Source organism: Ruegeria sp. CI8 (assembly GCF_056536865.1).
In genome coordinates this window covers 2,113,507-2,130,616 of record NZ_JBQFQL010000001.1, presented here as the reverse complement: position 1 = coordinate 2,130,616, position 17,110 = coordinate 2,113,507, and the positions used below count along the sequence as shown (strand labels likewise).

The window sequence follows — 17,110 nt, the reverse complement described above, 5'->3', positions numbered from 1 at the left end:
GCGGGGCCGGTTCAAATCAGTTTATCAGGCTTGGCCCATCCACCAACGGCGCGGCTCGACATTTTCCGGCAGGGTGTCTGCTGGGATCTCGCGCGCGATGTCGTAGATCTCCTGATAGGTGTCGATGCCGCCGGCCCATTTGTTCAGACGCTCGCGCCATTCCGCCCAGGGTTCCGGGTTGAAGTTCGGGGCACACATTTCCTCGGCCAGCTTGATCTGGTCGTCCGGCAGGAAGGCCGCGCGCACACCGTTCTCGGCGAAGATCGTGTTGGGCAGCTGCGGATCCGAGAAGCCGACCGTGTTCAGCAGCGCGGCTTCGTTTGCACCCTGGATCAGCGCCTGCGTGAAGTAGGACGATTCCATGACCGCATCCTGCAGCTCGCCGCCCAGGCTGTCGAAGACCTTGGCCGACATCGACGTGTGTTCGGTGCCGCAGAAGAACTTGAGGTTGACCGACTGGGAAACGACCGGCGCCATGTTCGCGTAGGCCACCGCCGATGCCCAGGTTTCGGCACCATCGATCAGACCGGTCTTCAGCGCATCCAGCGTTTCTTCCCAGGCCACCGGAACCGGGTTCAGGTTCAGCAGCTGCATCGCGATCCGACCCAGCTGAGTGCCGGTCACTCGGTTCTTGGTGCCAAACAGCTCTTCCAGTTTGGTGACGGTGGGCTTGTCCGCAAAGGTCGACCCCATCTGCAGCCCGCGCAATTCGCAGTGGGTGAACAGAAACTTCAACCCGTGGCGCTTCTCGAGCGGCTCGCGCAGGATCCGCTGGCTGGCGGGGCTGTAGAAGAAATGATATTGCGCTGCGCGGCTTGGGAACATGTAGGCATAGTCCAACACGTTCAGATAGGGTGCGCCACCGGCCGAGTTCTGGGTCGAGGCCGCGTAAATGTCCACGATGCCCTGCTGGGTTTTCTCGACACAGCTCAGCTGACCGCAGATCTGGTTGTCGCCGATGAACTCGATGCGAATCTCACCGTCCGTGCGCTCTTCGAGGTCGCGGGCGAACTCGATGGCGCCGGCCCGTTCGATGAGAAGGTTGCGCGTGTTGAAACCTGCCGCGCCGAATTTCAGTGTATGCTTGGGCTCTTTTGAGAAGCGTTTTTCATACGTGGATTCAGCGGCCTGCGCGAGATTGGCAAGGCTCATGGCCCCACCGAAACCCCCCGCTGCCAGCAGAGTGGAACTCATGCCATAGCGTCCGGCAACGCGGAAAAAGTCCCGCCGTGAAATGCCACTTAACTTTCGTCCGATCTCCATTGCTATCCTCCCGTTTCGCAATTATTGAGACGTTTTGTATCAAAAAATGCTAGCTTAATTCATGCATCTTGCATAGGGTTTTTTTAGCAACTTCGGGAGGAGCCGATCATGGAAGTGGACTATGTGATTGTCGGTGCCGGTTCTGCGGGATGTGTCATCGCCAATCGGCTTAGTGCTGATCCCCAAACCAAAGTTGCATTGATCGAGGCGGGCGGACCGGACACCAACCCGTGGATTCACATCCCGGTCGGGTACTTCAAGACCATGCACAACCCCTCGGTCGATTGGTGTTATCGCACCGAGCCTGACCCGGGCCTGAATGGGCGTTCCATTGATTGGCCGCGCGGAAAAGTATTGGGCGGGTCGTCCTCGTTGAACGGGCTTCTCTATGTTCGCGGGCAGAAAGAGGACTATGACCGCTGGCGCCAGATGGGTAATGTTGGCTGGGGCTGGGACGATGTTTTGCCCCTGTTCAAACGCAGCGAAGATCAAGAGCGTGGAGAGGATGAGTATCACGGCGTAGGTGGCCCGCTGTCCGTCTCCAATATGCGCATACAGCGCCCGATCTGCGATGCCTGGGTCGCCGCGGCGCAGGCCGCAGGCTACCCGTTCAATCCCGACTACAACGGCGCCAACCAGGAGGGCGTCGGGTATTTTCAGCTGACTACGCGCAACGGTCGTCGTTGCAGTGCGGCCGTCGCCTATCTCAAGCCCATCCGCAACCGGCAGAACCTGACGATCATCACGCGCGCGCTGGTGACGCGGGTTGCCATGGACGGCAAGCGCGCAACAGGCGTCGTCTACCGCGATCGGTCGGGCGAAACCAAAACGGTGAAGGCCCGGCGCGAGGTCATCCTGTCCGGGGGGGCAATCAACTCTCCGCAGATCCTGATGCTGTCGGGCATTGGTGATCCCGATCATCTGAAGGCAAACGGAATCGAGCCCGTTCACGCCTTGCCGAACGTCGGCAAGGGCCTGCAAGACCACCTGCAGGCGCGCCTGGTATTCAAGTGCAACGAGCCGACCCTGAACGATGAAGTGCGGAGCCTGTTCAACCAGGCCCGCATCGCGCTGAAATACGCGTTGTTCCGGGCCGGTCCCATGACCATGGCGGCCAGTCTGGCAACCGGTTTCATGAAGACCCGTCCTGATGTTCAAACCCCGGACATCCAATTTCACGTCCAGCCCTGGTCGGCGGACAGCCCGGGTGAAGGCGTGCACCCGTTTTCGGCCTTCACGATGTCAGTCTGCCAACTCAGGCCGGAAAGCCGTGGAGAGTTGCGGTTGGATGGACCGGACCCCGCCAGCTATGTCAAAATCATCCCGAATTATCTGTCGACAGAGACCGATTGCCGAACGATCGTCGCTGGCGTCAACATCGCTCGCAATATTGCGCGCCACAATCCGTTGGCCTCAAAGATCTCCGAGGAGTTCCGACCGACGGCGGATCTGTCCTGCGATGACTATGAGGGGACGTTGGACTGGGCGCGTTCGAATTCAGTGTCGATCTATCATCCGACCGGAACCTGCGCGATGGGTACGACCGACGCGGCCGTTGTCGGACCTGATTTGAAGGTAAAAGGGATCGAGGGGTTGCGCGTTGCAGATTGCTCGATCATGCCGGAAATCGTCAGCGGAAACACCAATGCGCCCGCCATCATGATCGGTGAGAAGGCCAGCGATCTGATCGCGGGACGCGGCTGACACGGAGTCTGTGGGTCGGTTTTTGGCTGGGTAAGGTCAGAGCGTCATTCGACGGGCAATCCGAATACCGCGATTGCTGCACCAAGAATGCAGAACAGTGCAAACACCAACGCGCGGAAGGGCAGATTTTGCTGAGACGCCGACCGGGCCGCGATCCCGGCCTGCAGCGCGTAATAGACTGCAAAGGCGCGCGACGCATAGCTGATGATTTCAAAGACATTCGATGTCCAGGTCAGTATCAACCCGACGCCAACCAGAACGGTATAGGCGGTCCGTTCAGAGACGCGCCCGCCTGAAATCTCGGACAGCAGTCCACCGGACCCGCTGGTATCCGCGACGGCGGCGCTGAACTGGGCCGACAGGGCCGCAATAACCAGAAGAACAGGCAGTATCGGGGCGACGACCTGCATCAGGTCAATGATCGCCGTTTCGTCCAGAACCAAGCCGCCCGGTTCGACCGAATAGGTCAACAGGCCGATATAGGCCAGGTAAACCGCGCTTGCGATCAACTGGGCCCACCGCATGGAGCGAATGCGGGTTTCCGCATCATAGGCGTGGCCGAGGTAACGCGAGGTTTCAAATCCCTGCACTGTTACGATCAGGCCCGCCAACAACATGAACGCGTGCGAGCCGCGCTCGGCCGGCGGGTCAAAGACAAGCGCATCGTGGCTGTATTGCTCGGCGAAATACGTGGCAAGTCCGACAAGCAGCCCGGCGATGATTGCCAGTTTCAGGCCGACTGAAATCTGCTCCAACCGTTCCAGCGCGGAAAAACCCCGGGTGCAGCCAACGAAAAGGATCAGCACAAGCACCCCCGAGGTCACAAGGCGGGCATGAAACGCGTCATCCGCCTGGGTCAAGCTCACGCCAAACGAGCCGAACAGGTTCAGGTAGTAGGCGACCGAAATGAAGTAGGCAAAAGCCAGGCTTGCCGACGCGACCCTTTCGGCCCGCTCGATACCGGCGCCGCGGTCGTGCCTGTGCGCAATGTCGCGGATGTTGTATCGAATTGCACTTCCGAACCCCCAGGCCGCTGCGCAGAGGCCAAGCATGGCCAGCGGGGCCAGATCGCCAAAACTGACGTCCAGGATTGGACCAAGAACAAGGAACCCGCTGCCGATGATCGACGCCAACGGGGTGATCGAAGCTCGCCACATCCGGGAATCGGCGACACGCGGCCAAACCAGAATGGCCAGGACCACCACGACCGCGGACAGGATCAGCGTATTCTGCAACTCGGTCGACAAGGGAACGGTTCGGCCTCGCTAGTGCTCGTCGGGACGCCGCTGGTGGGGGGCAATCGCTGTGGGGCGATCATGGTATGTGTACCGGCATCCAAGGTCGCTCAGATTTACCAACCAGCGGTATCCCGTTCAACTCTGGCGCTTGATTGTGCCGCGTTCCATCGCCTTTTTCGAAGCCAGATGGCCCGCGCGCCCAAAAAACCGGCTGGCTGTCAACGTCTTGTTGCATCGCTCGTGCAAGGTCTTCCTGCGCGCCAATATGACGTGACGTGCCCGGGTATGAGTTGGACATTTCGCGTGCAATCCATCAGGTTCCGGGCAACACAGCTCCGGTCGCTCGGCCCTTGCATGGCCGCGTTCGGCGCGCAGCATTCGCAGGTTGAACCAGATGCAGTATCACAACAAACCCTATGATCAACTCAACATCGGGGACACGGCCGAACTGAAGCGTCTGTGCACCGAGGATGACTTTTATGCCTTCGCCGCGAATTCGGGCAATCACAACCCGCTGCACCTGGCCCATGAGGACGGGGATGGAGACGACCGGCCCGAAGCGGTGGCGCCATCGCTGTTCGTGGGCGCGCTGATCTCGGCGGTTCTGGGGAACATCCTTCCCGGGGCCGGGACGCTTTACAAATCGCAACAGTTCGACTTCGTGGGCCGTGCCATGGCCGGGGACGAGCTTTTGGCGCGCGTGGTCGTCACGGAAAAGCGTGCAAACCGCGAGGTGGTCTTGGATACCACCGTCACCCGTTGCAGGGATGACGCGGTCATCGTCAGCGGCAAGGCCGTGGTAATCGCCCCGGACCGCGCGCTGTCGTTCCGTGAAATCGAGGTTCCCGGCCTGATCGTTCAGCGGCACCGTCACTTCGACGCCTTGCTGGAGAAATCCCGGCCGCTGGATCCCATCCCGACCGCCGTCGTCGCGCCGGAGGACCCGAACTCGTTGGGCGGCGCGATCCTGGCTGCGCGGGAAACGATCATTGAGCCGATACTTGTCGGTCGCCCGGACCTGATCGGGCAGGCGGCGCAGGAACTGGGCGAAAAGCTGGATGGTTTCGAGATTGTCGTCGCGGAAGAGCACAGCGAAGCCGCCCGCATCGCCGTCGACCTTGTGGTCGAAGGCCGGGCCGGGGCGCTGATGAAGGGGCATCTGCACACCGATGATCTGCTGAGGGCCGCATTGCGGAAGGATCAGGGATTGCGCGCGGGCCGGCGCTTTACCCATGTTTTCGTCATGGACGTGCCCGGGCAACCGCACCCGCTGCTGGTGACCGACGCCGCGATCAATATCGAGCCCGATCTGCAAACCAAGATCGACATTACCCAGAACGCGATTGATCTGGCGATCTCGATCGGGATGGAAACGCCCAAGGTCGGCGTATTGTCGGCGGTCGAGACGGTGAACCCGGCCATTCGGTCCTCGATCGACGCGGCGTTGCTGTCCAAAATGGCTGAACGGGGCCAGATCAAAGGAGGCTTGGTCGACGGTCCGCTGGCCATGGACAATGCGGTCAGCATGGCCGCAGCACGGATCAAGGGGATCGTCTCGCCAGTGGCCGGACAGGCCGACATACTTGTGGTTCCGAACCTGGATGCGGGCAACATGCTGGCCAAACAGCTGACATATATCGCCAACGCCGAAGCGGCAGGGGTGGTTCTGGGGGCGAAGGTGCCGATCATCCTGAACAGCCGCGCGGATGACGACAAGGCGCGTTTGGCATCCTGCGCCGTGGCTGCCCTGCACGCCGCCCGCATTGCCGGGGGGCGGTCATGAGCCATGTCATCACGCTGAACGCAGGCTCGTCGTCTCTGAAGTTCGGGCTGTTTTCGTTGCCATCCGATGACCCGGTTGCAATCTGCACCGGAATCGTGGACCGCATCGGCACCGCTGGCGCGACCATCCGTGCCAAAACCTCGGATGGCCGCACGTTGGGCGGTGATGTGGCAGACGGGATTGCCGATCATAACGAGGCCCTGAACCATGTTCTGGACCTGATCGTCCAGCAATTTCCCGCGGCCAATATTGCAGCCGTCGGCCACCGCATCGTTCACGGTGGTCCTGACCACGATCAACCGATCTTGCTGACACCTGAAAGCCTTGCAGCGCTTGACGAACTCTCGCCGTTTGCGCCATTGCATCAACCCTACAACCTCAGCGGCGTTCGTGCCTCGGTCGAGCGGTTCCCCGATGCGGTGCAGGTTGCCTGTTTCGACACCGCCTTTCACCGCAGTCACCCCTGGGTCAATGATACGTTTGCCTTGCCGACCGAGTATTATGACAAGGGCGTTCGCCGCTATGGGTTTCACGGCCTCAGCTACGAATACATCTCGGGTCATCTGGCCAAGACCGCGCCGCTGCTGCATGGCGGCCGGGTCATCGTGGCGCATCTGGGCAACGGCGCGTCGATGTGCGGTATGATCCACGGCCGCTCGGTCGGTTCCAGTATGGGGTTTTCGGCCATAGACGGTCTGCCTATGGGAACCCGATGCGGCCAGTTGGACCCCGGTGTCGTTCTCTACCTCATGGACCAGAAGGGCATGAGCGTGGATGAGATCACCGAACTTCTGTATCGTAAATCCGGCCTGCTGGGTCTGTCTGGTCTGTCCAGCGACATGCGCACGCTGGAAAAGTCCGACAGCGGCAGCGCGCGCCGGGCCATCAGCTATTTCAATTTCCGTGCAAGGCGTGAACTCGGTGCCCTTGCGGCTGTGCTGGGTGGGCTGGATGCGGTGGTGTTCACTGGTGGGATTGGCGAGAATTCTACGCTGGTGCGCGAAAGGATTTGCGTCAATATGGGGTGGTTGGGGATTGAACTGGACCATGATGCCAATACGGACCACGCCCGGATTATCTCGACACCGCTGTCCCGGGTTCAGGTCATGGTCATCCCCACCAACGAGGAACTGGTGATCGCCCGTGCGGCTGCTCGCTTCGTCTATCCGCACATGTACGAGACGCTTTTGGACAAAGCGAGCCCAACCTCGCCGCACCCGGCCGATGGTTCGGGGCCTGAGTGATCAGGCGCTGGACGTCAGCAAAGGATTTTCGGCGAATTTTTCGAAAAAATGGCTCTCTACGGGAAACCCCCAATTTCGGGCATAGGTGGGCTGGGCTATTGTCTGATTAACCAAGGTCAAACTTGGCCTACCACTTTCCCCGAAGAGGGGCTGGCTACCTACCCCCTCAGCCGGCCCCTCAAAAACCCCCAAAAAAGTTGAATCGCTTGGCAGCCAAAGCCTTAGAGCACGGTGCCAGATAAGCCTGTGATGCGCATTGCCAGGTCGGGGAGGCGCGAATAATCGTCGAAGCTGGCCAAATGAGGAAGTTCCGAGACCGGCGACTTCCGATACCCTTCCGAATACAGCAGAAATGGGACTTGGGCACGTTGGGCCGTTTCTGCGTCCACTTCGCTGTCGCCCACAAAGACACGCGCGTCGTTTGTGCCCAGTGCCTCGAAAGTGGCGGTCAGGTGGGCGGGGTCGGGTTTGCGGGATTTCACTGTATCTCCGCCGATCACCACGTCGAAGAACTGCGCCAGATCCAGAACCTCAAGGATATGCTGCGCGGGCGCTTCCGGTTTGTTGGTGCAGACCCCTAGCGCGATATTTGCAGCCCGCAGCCGTCGCAGAGCGTCTTTGACACCTGGATAAGGCCTGGTGATCGCACTTGATGCCTGGCTGTAATGGTTCAGCGTGACCTGTGTCAGTTCGGAATGGCGCTCAATGCTCAGTCCGCAGTGGAGGATCACGCGCTCAACCAGTTTTGGCAGACCATTGCCGACGAATCCCCGGATCGTTTCTTCGGGCAGGGGCGCATAGCCCTGATCGGCCAGCATCCGGTTCGCTGCTGCCGCAATGTCGGCCAGGCTGTCCACCAGCGTGCCATCCAGATCAAACACGATTGCCGCCGTCATCTCCGCTCCCGTCTCTAAGTGCCGAGACCCGGCCTAACGGGCCTGCCGCAAGGGCGCAATGGTTCGGTGTGCGAATAGCAGGAAACCGGCACTTGACATACCTTAGTATTTTTATCAGATTAAGCATGAAGACACGCAGCCAACCCGGTTCCGGGCCAGCCAGATTCATGAAAGTTGAACGGAAAAGGCGCTTTGCCTGAACACAACCGGAGATGACCCGATGAACGCGCAGAACCCGAATCCGACCCAAGCCTATGCCGTTTCGATGCTGCCGGCCCACAAGGCCGAGGACCTGACGCAGGGCGGCAACCTGGCCCATATCGAACTGGGCGACCAGCTGTATACCCTGCGCATCACCCGCGCGGGTAAATTGATCCTGACAAAATGAGCGGCGCATCGACCCGGGGCGGCGCCCCGGTCGGACGGCTGGCCGATCTGACCCCGATCGAGGCTGGCGCCGTCATGTACCTGCGGATGTGGAGTGACGGGGCCGCCGGCCGTGCCGACGCCGCACATGACTTCGACATCGCGCTGGGCGCCGATCATGGGCAGCTGGCCATGCTGGCGCTGGATCGTCTGTGCAGCCTGTGCGCCCATCACGCCCGCCGCCCCTTGATCCGGCACGGGCTGGGCTGCGCCTGTCTGGGCGCGGACGAAAGCTGTTTCGCGCAGATGATCGCCGCGGCCTCGGAAGGGGCGCGCGAGGATGCGATGATGCTGGCCGCCTTGATCGTACGCCCCGATTTCGCGCCCGCGCTGGCGTCACTGTCCGAAGAGTTCGGGCTGGCCCTGCGGCGCATGACCTCCGCCGTTCCACTGCCGACCACCGGCCATCAGACCCCCTCGGCCGTGCTGCACTGACAGCGCGGTTCAGTGCCCTGGCCGAATTCGGCTGGGGCGTTTCTCAGCAGCAGCCGCACCCGTCATGGTGATGGCTGTGGTCGCACACCGGGGCAGGGGCATAGTCGCCCACCTCGGCCAACACAGACCGCAGCGCCCACAGGATCATGTCCACATCTTCGGCCTCGATGGTCAAAGGCGGGCGGATCTTCAGGATGTTGTCCTTCGGCCCCTCGCTGCCGATCAGGATGCGGTGGTCGCGCATGCGGTTCTTGACGTATCGGCAGATCTCGGTGCCTTCCGAGCCGTCGGGGTTGATCAGTTCGACCCCCAGAAACAGCCCCATGCCCCGCACATCACCCACGCAGGCGAACTCGGCTTCGATCACGCGCAGACCTTCCATCAGCCGTGCGCCCATCACGCGGGCATTCTCCTGCAGACCCTCGTCATCGACGATGTCCAGCACCTCTTTGCCGATCCGGCAGGACAGGGTCGAGCCGCCGAAGGTCGAGAAGAACTCGATCCCGTTGTCGAAACTGTCGGCGATCTCGCGCGTGGTGACCAGCACGCCCAGGGGGTGGCCGTTGCCGATGGGCTTGCCCAGAACCACGATATCGGGGGACGCGCCCTGATGTTCGAAGCCGAAATAGTACTCGCCCAGCCGACCCAGGCCCGTCTGCACCTCGTCGGCGATGCAGACGCCGCCGGCGGCGCGGATCTTTTCGTAAACCGCTGGCAGATAGCCTTTTGGCGGGATGATCTGACCCCCGACCGAGGGGAAGGTCTCGGCGATGAATCCGGCCACCCCATGCCCCTTGCGCTGCAGGGCTGCAATCGCGTCGTCCACGAGGTCGGCATATTTCTGCGCGCGGTCGGGGTCGTCACGTTTGAACCGGCCGCGATAATCGTCGGCCACCTCGACCAGTTCGACCCAATCGGCCTGGCCCACGCCGCCGGGCTTGTTGAATTTGTAGGCGGAAATGGCCACCGCCGCGTTGGTGTTGCCGTGATAGCCGTGATCGGGCGTCACCATGCCCTTGGCCCCGCTATGCGTCCGCGCCAGGCGCAGGGCCAGCTCGTTGGCCTCGGTGCCCGAGTTGACGAAGAAGCACACCTGCAGGTGATCGGGCAGTTTCGACAGCAGCTTGTCGGCAAACTCGATCTGCGCCGGATGCAGATATCGGGTGTTCGAATTCATCCGCTTCAGCTGATCCGCCGCCACGGCCTGAATGCGCGGATGCGCGTGCCCCACATGCGGCACGTTGTTGTAGGCGTCCAGATAGGGTCGCCCCCATTCGTCAAACAGGTGGTGTTTCCAGCCGCGCACCAGCATTACCGGGTCGTCATAGGTCAGGCTCAGGTTGCCGCCGAAATGCGCCCGCCGTTTGTTCAGGATCTCGGCCTTGTCGGTCGGGCGATAATAGACCTTCTCGTCCGGCAGGTTCAGCAGGGCCGCCGGGTTCGGGCAGACCGCATGCCACAGGTCCAGCTCGTCCGGGTCGGCGACGCCGGGCCAGTCGGCCTGCATGCCGGCCGTGGTCAGGGCCAGCTGGAAATGCACATGCGGCGCCCAGCCGCCGTTCTGGCCGGCATCGCCCAGCCGGGCGAATGCCGCCCCCTGCGCCACCGGGTCTCCGGGTTTCAACCGGTCACAGACCTCGGGGTCCAGATGCCCGTACAGCGTATAGAACGCGTCACCCTCGGGGGTTTCGTGATGCAGGATCACCACGCCGCCATAGTCCAGATGGTTCGCCCGGTTCTCGACCGCCTCGACCCGACCGCTCAGCGGCGCCAGCAAAGGCGTCCCCGCCGGCGCGAACACATCCACCGCCAGATGCACCGTGCGCCGGTCCGACGCTTTCCACGGACCTTTGCGGAAGGCAGGCTCGGCATAGATCAGGCGCGGTTCGTTGTAATAGCCCAGCCACAACCCGTCGCCGAATTCCGCGCCCACCCGCGCGGCCTCGTCCAGCGGCATGTGAAACGGGTTCTGCGGCCAGGTCGAGTTTTCGACCGACAGCGAACCCATCGGAACGTCCGACAGATCTTGTCCCAACAGCTGCGCAAACTGACCACGATGTTCGGACAGGTACGCGTGAATGCGCTCGGCCCCGTCGGTGACGGGCAGCCCGCAGACCGCCCGCAGCCGCGCCGACATCAGTTCGCCATTGACGGAACCATCCTCGAGAAACCGCCAGGCCGGTGCCTGGCTGATGGTCACATACGGGTCGTCCGGGTTTTCGGCGGCCATCAGCGTGGAGTTTACGACCGACACGGCCAGCCGCATCCGCAGCAGGGGCCAGATCAGGTCCACTTCCTGCAGGCGCAGCCGGTTTGCGGCGTGATAGCCCCGCACCAGCGCGGCCAGTGCCCGTTTAGGGCGGGGGTGATCCAGCACCACATACGCCCCTGCGATCGCCAGTTCGCATACCCGCGGCACGGCGCACATGTCGCCCAAGTCGATCAGGCCCGAGACCTGCCGGCGCTCCGACAGCTCACCTTCGACCAGGATGTTGTAGTCATTCACGTCGTTGTGGATGGCCTGCCGGGGCAGCTCGGCCAGCCTGCCCGAGACGGCATCGAACTGTGCACAAATCTCGCGCAGAAGGGCCGCACGATCGGGGTCGGCAACCGCATCCAGCTTGTCAGCGATCCAGCCGGCCCGGGTCAGGTCCCATTTGAAACCCGGGCGCTCCAGGCCGGGATGCGAAAACCGCTCCAGCGCCCGATCGGTCGCCCCCAATACCCGGCCCAGTTTCAGGATCAGGTCCTCGGATTTCGGCGCCGTCTTGGCATAGCAGCGGCCCGGCAGCCGCTCCAACAGCCACGCCAGCCGCGGCCGTCCCGCGTCGTCGTCGATCTGCGGCAGCAAACCGCCGTCCAGCCCGGGGATCACCTTGGGAAACGGCAGCCCGGGGGCCTCGGCCGCGATATGCTCCAACGCCTTGATCTGCAGATCCACCAATTGCGGGTCACACCCGGCCCGCATGACCTTCAGAACATAATCCTGCCCATTGGTGGCTTGCACCAGGAAATTCAGGTCATACTCGCCATCCAGCCGCGAGAGCCGGGCGTCCAGCCCCCAGACCTGCCGCAGCGCGGCCGCCCAAAATGCACTGACATCATTCATTCCAACTTCCGCCCCGTGCGCGCCGGAGCCCTTTTCATCTGGCCAAAAATATCCTCGGGAGGAATCGCGCCGCGGCGCGATGGGGGGCAGACGGCCCCCCCGTTTTATCCCAATGCCCGCAGGCGTTTGATCAGTGACGAGGTGTCCCAGCGGGCGCCGCCCATCTTCTGAACATCTTTGTAGAACTGATCGACCAGCGCGGTCACCGGCAGCGAGGCCCCGGTCTCGTCCGCCGTATCCAGGCAGATGCCAAGGTCCTTGCGCATCCAGTCCACTGCAAAACCATGGTCGAAATGGTCGTCCAGCATGGTCTCGTACCGGTTCGACATCTGCCAGCTTCCGGCGGCGCCCTGGCTGATCACCTCGACCACCGCGCGCCCGTCCAGCCCGGCATTCTCGGCAAAATGCAGCGCTTCGCTCAGGCCCTGCACCAGCCCTGCGATGGCGATCTGGTTGCACATTTTGGTCATCTGGCCCGCGCCGCTGTCTCCGATGCGGCGGCAGATCTTGGCATAGACCTGCATGACCGGCTCGGCCCGGTCATAGGTGGCCTTATCGCCGCCGCACATAATCGACAGAACCCCATTCTCGGCCCCGGCCTGACCGCCCGAGATCGGCGCATCGACAAAAGAGATCCCGCGCGCCTTGGCCTCCGCATACAGCTCACGCGTGACCTTGGCCGAAACGGTGGTGTGGTCAACGAAAACCGAGCCTTCCGCCATGCCGTCGAACGCGCCGTCCTCGCCGGTGCAGACCATGCGCAGATCGTCGTCGTTGCCGACGCAGGCCATCACGAACGCGGCCCCTTCGGCGGCAGCGCGCGGCGTGGTCGCCATCTGGCCACCATGCTGCGATACCCATTTCTCCGCCTTGGCCGCGGTGCGGTTGTAGACGGTCACCTCATGCCCAGCCGCCTGCAGATGCCCGGCCATCGGATAGCCCATGACGCCCAGGCCAAGGAATGCAACTTTCGCCATTTTCGAGATCCTCCCTGTGACCGGTCCAAGGCAGAAAACGCCCACTGGCCGGAATGCTTGCCAGAGACAAAGCAAAGCCGCGCCCAAAGGGCAACCCCGCACCGGGAGACAGGCCGCAAATAATGGCCGCGCGTCACGCGCCGCTGATATTGCGCTCCATCAAGCGTTGGTACAGGCGTGGGGCCAGCCGGTTCAGCCACCAGGCCAGCCGCGCCACCCGGCCCACCGGGATGACGGGCCGCCCGCGATCCAGCCCTTGCAGGATCACGCGGGCGGCCGCCTCGGGGGTCATCTCGTCCATGCCGTCGCTGGCCGATCCGGGGCGTGCGGTGCCATCGGGCTGCCGCTCGGCCCGGCCCGGGTTGGTCGCCACGAATGAGGGCGCCGCGATATGCACCCGCACGCCATGGGGCCGTTCTTCGGACCGCAGTGATTTGAAGAAACCTTCCAGCGCGTGTTTCGAGGCCGCATAGGCCGTGCGGTGATACAGGGGCGCAAATCCCGCCACCGACGAGATCGCCAGATGCGCCCCGCGCGACCGGCGCAGCGCGGGCAGAAAGGCGCGGGCCATCGAGACGGCCGCGAAATAGTTGATCTCGAACACCTTGCGGTGGCTGGTGTCGTCGGACTGATCGAACCCGCAGATCTGGGTGATCCCGGCGTTGTAGACGACCAGATCGATGCTGCCGCAATGCGCAAGCGTATCGTTGACGGCGCGCGCCAGTTGATCCGGATCGGTCAGATCACAGGCAATCGCCATCTGATTGGCGGTGTTCTGCACCCCATCCACCTTCAGATCCAGCAGGACCACGCGCCATCCACGCTCTTGCAGCGCGGCCGAGAGCGCCTGACCCAGCCCGCCGGCCCCGCCCGAGATCACCGCAGTCTTCACAGGCCCACACTCCTTTTCCAAAGGTCGAACACCTCGGCGCTGGTCTTCTGCGGGACATAGCCGAACACGGTTTTCAGCGCGGTATTGTCAAGAACCGGTCGGTATTGCAGGAACCGCACCTGTTCGGGCCCGTAGCGCGACAGGCCTAGGGGGCGGGCCACGGCCAGCGCCGCCTTGAGTGCCCAGGCCGGCAGGCGCAGCACGGGTTTGTCCAACGCGCGGGCCAGATCGTCGACGCCCAGCGCGCCATCCCCGGCCACGTTGTACACTCCCGGCGGCCCGTCGGTGGCCGCGCGTTTCAGGATGCGGGCCAGATCGCGGGTCCAGATGAACACGAAGGGGCTGTCGCTGCCCGCCACCGCCAGCAGGCGGGGCTTGCGGAACAGGGCGGTGATCTGGTTGTCGGTGCCGTCGCCCAGCACCGTGCCCACCCGAAGCACCACCTGTTCCAGCTGCGGCGCGGCGGTTCGGACCTCGGCCAGCAATTCCTCGACCTGCCGCTTGTGGTCGGAATAGGGAAACTCGGGGTTGCCGCGCACCGGATCGGTTTCGCGCAGCGGCACCGGGTTGTCCGCGTGATAGCCATAGGCCGCACCCGATGAGGTGACGACAAGCCGCCGTACGCCATGGGCCAGCGCGGCATCGACCACCTTGCGCGTGCCGCCCACATCCACCGCATGGGCCTCGGCCCGTGGCATGCCCGGCGGCGGCGTGACGATCGAGGCCAGATGCACGATCACCTCGGGCTTCACCTTGGCGATCACCCGGGCCGGGTCGCCCGTGGTGACATCCATTTGCAGAAACGGAACCTCGTCCGGCAGCGTGTCCGGGCGGCGCAGGTCGGTGGCAAACACCTCATGGTCGCTCAACTCGTCCAGCAGGGCGCGGCCGACCAAACCCGCAGCGCCGGTGATCAGGATGCGGGTCATCGGGCAGCCTCGGTCCGGGCCATCAGCTGCGCCAGCGCCAGCCCCGAGATGGCATGCCAGATCCCCCAGAAGGCGGCCACCACGGCCATGCCGCCCAAGCCGTTGAAAAAGGCGAAGATCAGCACCAGTCCAAGGCCCGAATTCTGGATGCCGGTCTCGATCGTGATTGCACGCCGGTCAAAGGGGGACAGCCGGGTCAGAGTGGCCACAACCCAACCGCCCCCCAGTGCCAGTGCGTTGTGAGCGATCACAAGCCCGGCGACCGCCCCGGCGTAGCCCAGGAAGAAACTCCAGTTGGCCGCCAGGGCGAGCACGATGAAAGCCACGAAAATGGCCATGGACAGGATCTGCAGCGGCCCGCGCAGCCGCGCCGTCAGGGCGGGGCGCTTCTGGTTCAGGGTCACCCCCAGCACCAGCGGCAGGATCAGCATCAGCCCGACGATGATGGCGATTTGCACCGGGTCGATCTGGGTCTGCTGCAGAATCGCGCGGGTCGGCGGGTACAGCCCGCCCCACAGTGCGATGTTGAACGGGGTCATCACGATGGCCCCGATGGTGGCGAAGGCGGTCATCGACACCGAAAGCGCCGCGTTTCCGCCCGCCCGATGGGTGATGAAATTCGAGATATTGCCCCCCGGACAGGCCGCCACCAGGATCAGCCCCAATGCGATCGAGGGGCGCGGCTCGGTCAGCCAGACCAGCAGGAAGGTCAGCGCCGGTAGCACCAGGAATTGCGAGGCCAGCCCCACCACCACAGGCTTGGGCGCGCGCCGCAGCCGGTCGAAGTCGCGTGGCGACAGGTCGATGGCGATCGAAAACATCACGATCGCCAGGATCGCATTCAGCAGGGTCAGCGAGCCGGGGCTGAAATTCAGCGTGATCTCGTCGATTCCGGTCATGCGCGGGCTTTCCGAAACCGCGCGATCCAATCCGTCACCGCCTTGCGATAGGTCGCCTTGTCCACGTAATAGGCCATGCGGGGCAGGTTCAGGTACTGCATGCCTCCGGTGGCGCGCTGATAGTCTTTTTGTTTCTCCGCCTTCAGCGCCGCGGCCACGGGGCAGCCGGACTGAAGACCCTTGATATAGCGCGCCACCATTTCGGCCTGCTCGTGGCGTCCTTGCCAGCCCAGCCCGGTGGCCTCGATCATGCCCAGAACGAACAGATCGTCGCGTTCGGGATGCATGGCGTTCAGGTACAGATGCGGCGCATCGCCCTGCCAGTTCAGCAGGTTCGGGTCGATGAACGGGTAATGCAGCTTGTACCCGGTCGCGGCCAGGATCATGTCATAGTCGCTGGCGCTGCCGTCCTTGAAGTGAACGGTGCGGCCCTCGATCCGGTCGATATCGGGGCGAATGCGCAGATCGCCGTGGCCCGCGTGATAGAGCACCAGTGAATTCACCACCGGGTGGCTTTCGTACAGTTTGTAGTCGGGCTTGGGAAAGCCGTATTTCTGCGGGTCGCCCACGAACCAGCGCAGGATCATCCCGTCGATCCGGCGCTTTAGCCACATCGGCAGGCGGATCATCCCGCCCAGCGTGTCGGCGGGTTTGCCAAAGACGTATTTCGGCACGAAATAGTATCCCCGCCGCATCGAAAGGTCGCACTGCGCGGCGTGATGGATGGCGTCCACCGCAATGTCGCACCCGGAATTGCCCGCGCCCACGACCAGCACCCGCTTGCCGTCGAACTGGCTGGGATAGCGGTACTGCGAGGCGTGGATCAACTCGCCGTCGAACTTGCCGGGAAAATCGGGCATGTTGGGCTCCGACAGGGTACCGTTCGCGATCAGCACCCCGGCAAACTCACCGCTATGCGTTCCCTGGTCGTCCCGCCAGGTCAGCCGCCAACCATCGCCCGGCGTACCCAGCGGCGACGCGTCGATCACCTCGGCATTGAACCTGTAGTGATCGCGCAGTCCGAAATGATCGGCAAAGGCCCGGAAATAGTCGCGCATCTGCCGGTGCGACGGGTATTCGGCCACGTCGTCGCCCATCGGGAAATCGGCAAATTCGGTCATCGACTTGGATGAGATCAGATGCGCGGATTCGTACATGGTCGACCGTGGCGCATCGATATCCCACAACCCGCCCACATCGGAATGCAGCTCGAACCCCTGGAACGGGATGCCCTGTTCCTTCAGCACCTTGGCCGCCGCCAGCCCCATCGGACCTGCGCCGATCAAGGCATATGCCTTGCGCGCTTGTGTCATGA

Annotated in this window: 14 protein-coding genes; 5 read left to right on the top strand and 9 right to left on the bottom strand. The window is 63.1% G+C overall.

Features of this window, described 5'->3' with window-relative positions; all coding sequences use genetic code 11:
* Nucleotides 1-24: 24 nt before the first annotated feature.
* On the bottom strand, nucleotides 25-1,263 hold the full coding sequence (locus tag ACR0DA_RS10520) for a TRAP transporter substrate-binding protein (protein WP_093962894.1): 1,239 nt from the start codon (nucleotides 1,261-1,263) through the stop codon (nucleotides 25-27).
* A 108-nt stretch (nucleotides 1,264-1,371) separates the two neighbouring features.
* Here ACR0DA_RS10520 and ACR0DA_RS10515 point away from each other — a divergent pair, with 108 nt between their 5' ends.
* Nucleotides 1,372-2,967 carry a GMC family oxidoreductase gene (locus tag ACR0DA_RS10515; RefSeq protein ID WP_170462349.1) on the top strand — a complete coding sequence of 532 codons (1,596 nt, stop codon included), beginning with the start codon at nucleotides 1,372-1,374 and terminating at the stop codon, nucleotides 2,965-2,967.
* Between the two features lie 44 nt (nucleotides 2,968-3,011).
* On the opposite strand, the gene ACR0DA_RS10510 is transcribed toward ACR0DA_RS10515, so the two are convergent.
* Nucleotides 3,012-4,214, bottom strand: coding sequence for an APC family permease (locus ACR0DA_RS10510; RefSeq protein WP_480753875.1), 1,203 nt, complete (start codon nucleotides 4,212-4,214; stop codon nucleotides 3,012-3,014).
* Nucleotides 4,215-4,599: 385 nt separating this feature from the next.
* Between ACR0DA_RS10510 and ACR0DA_RS10505 the strand changes: the two genes are divergently transcribed.
* The gene (locus ACR0DA_RS10505; RefSeq protein WP_480753874.1) at nucleotides 4,600-5,988 is read left to right on the top strand and encodes a bifunctional enoyl-CoA hydratase/phosphate acetyltransferase; all 1,389 of its coding nucleotides are present in this window, start codon (nucleotides 4,600-4,602) and stop codon (nucleotides 5,986-5,988) included.
* A complete protein-coding gene (locus tag ACR0DA_RS10500; RefSeq protein ID WP_480753872.1) occupies nucleotides 5,985-7,232 on the top strand; it encodes an acetate/propionate family kinase in 1,248 nt (415 codons plus the stop codon). The genes ACR0DA_RS10505 and ACR0DA_RS10500 overlap by 4 nt, the downstream gene beginning before the upstream one ends.
* A 221-nt stretch (nucleotides 7,233-7,453) precedes the next feature.
* On the opposite strand, the gene gph is transcribed toward ACR0DA_RS10500, so the two are convergent.
* Nucleotides 7,454-8,128, bottom strand: coding sequence for a phosphoglycolate phosphatase (gene gph, locus ACR0DA_RS10495; protein ID WP_170435452.1), 675 nt, complete (start codon nucleotides 8,126-8,128; stop codon nucleotides 7,454-7,456).
* Between the two features lie 220 nt (nucleotides 8,129-8,348).
* Between gph and hemP the strand changes: the two genes are divergently transcribed.
* Nucleotides 8,349-8,516, top strand: coding sequence for a hemin uptake protein HemP (gene hemP / locus ACR0DA_RS10490; RefSeq protein WP_005978533.1), 168 nt, complete (start codon nucleotides 8,349-8,351; stop codon nucleotides 8,514-8,516).
* Nucleotides 8,513-8,989, top strand: a complete 477-nt coding sequence (locus ACR0DA_RS10485) for a hypothetical protein (RefSeq protein WP_170337651.1) — start codon at nucleotides 8,513-8,515, stop codon at nucleotides 8,987-8,989. Before hemP ends, ACR0DA_RS10485 begins: the two co-directional genes overlap by 4 nt.
* 43 nt (nucleotides 8,990-9,032) lie before the next feature.
* On the opposite strand, the gene ACR0DA_RS10480 is transcribed toward ACR0DA_RS10485, so the two are convergent.
* From ACR0DA_RS10480 to ACR0DA_RS10455, 6 genes are all read right to left on the bottom strand, one after another.
* Nucleotides 9,033-12,098: an aminotransferase class III-fold pyridoxal phosphate-dependent enzyme gene (locus tag ACR0DA_RS10480; protein ID WP_480753870.1), complete on the bottom strand. Its 3,066-nt coding sequence runs from the start codon at nucleotides 12,096-12,098 to the stop codon at nucleotides 9,033-9,035.
* Between the two features lie 104 nt (nucleotides 12,099-12,202).
* Entirely contained in the window at nucleotides 12,203-13,075 is an 873-nt protein-coding gene (locus tag ACR0DA_RS10475) for an NAD(P)-dependent oxidoreductase (RefSeq protein WP_480753869.1), read from the bottom strand.
* 133 nt (nucleotides 13,076-13,208) lie between these two features.
* Nucleotides 13,209-13,967, bottom strand: coding sequence for an SDR family NAD(P)-dependent oxidoreductase (locus ACR0DA_RS10470; RefSeq protein WP_480753868.1), 759 nt, complete (start codon nucleotides 13,965-13,967; stop codon nucleotides 13,209-13,211).
* A complete protein-coding gene (locus tag ACR0DA_RS10465) occupies nucleotides 13,964-14,896 on the bottom strand; it encodes an SDR family oxidoreductase (RefSeq protein WP_480753866.1) in 933 nt (310 codons plus the stop codon). Before ACR0DA_RS10465 ends, ACR0DA_RS10470 begins: the two co-directional genes overlap by 4 nt.
* A complete protein-coding gene (locus tag ACR0DA_RS10460; RefSeq protein ID WP_170337661.1) occupies nucleotides 14,893-15,795 on the bottom strand; it encodes a bile acid:sodium symporter family protein in 903 nt (300 codons plus the stop codon). Before ACR0DA_RS10460 ends, ACR0DA_RS10465 begins: the two co-directional genes overlap by 4 nt.
* Complete coding sequence (locus ACR0DA_RS10455; RefSeq protein ID WP_480753864.1) at nucleotides 15,792-17,108, bottom strand: flavin-containing monooxygenase; 1,317 nt, start codon at nucleotides 17,106-17,108, stop codon at nucleotides 15,792-15,794. Before ACR0DA_RS10455 ends, ACR0DA_RS10460 begins: the two co-directional genes overlap by 4 nt.
* Nucleotides 17,109-17,110 lie beyond the last annotated feature (2 nt).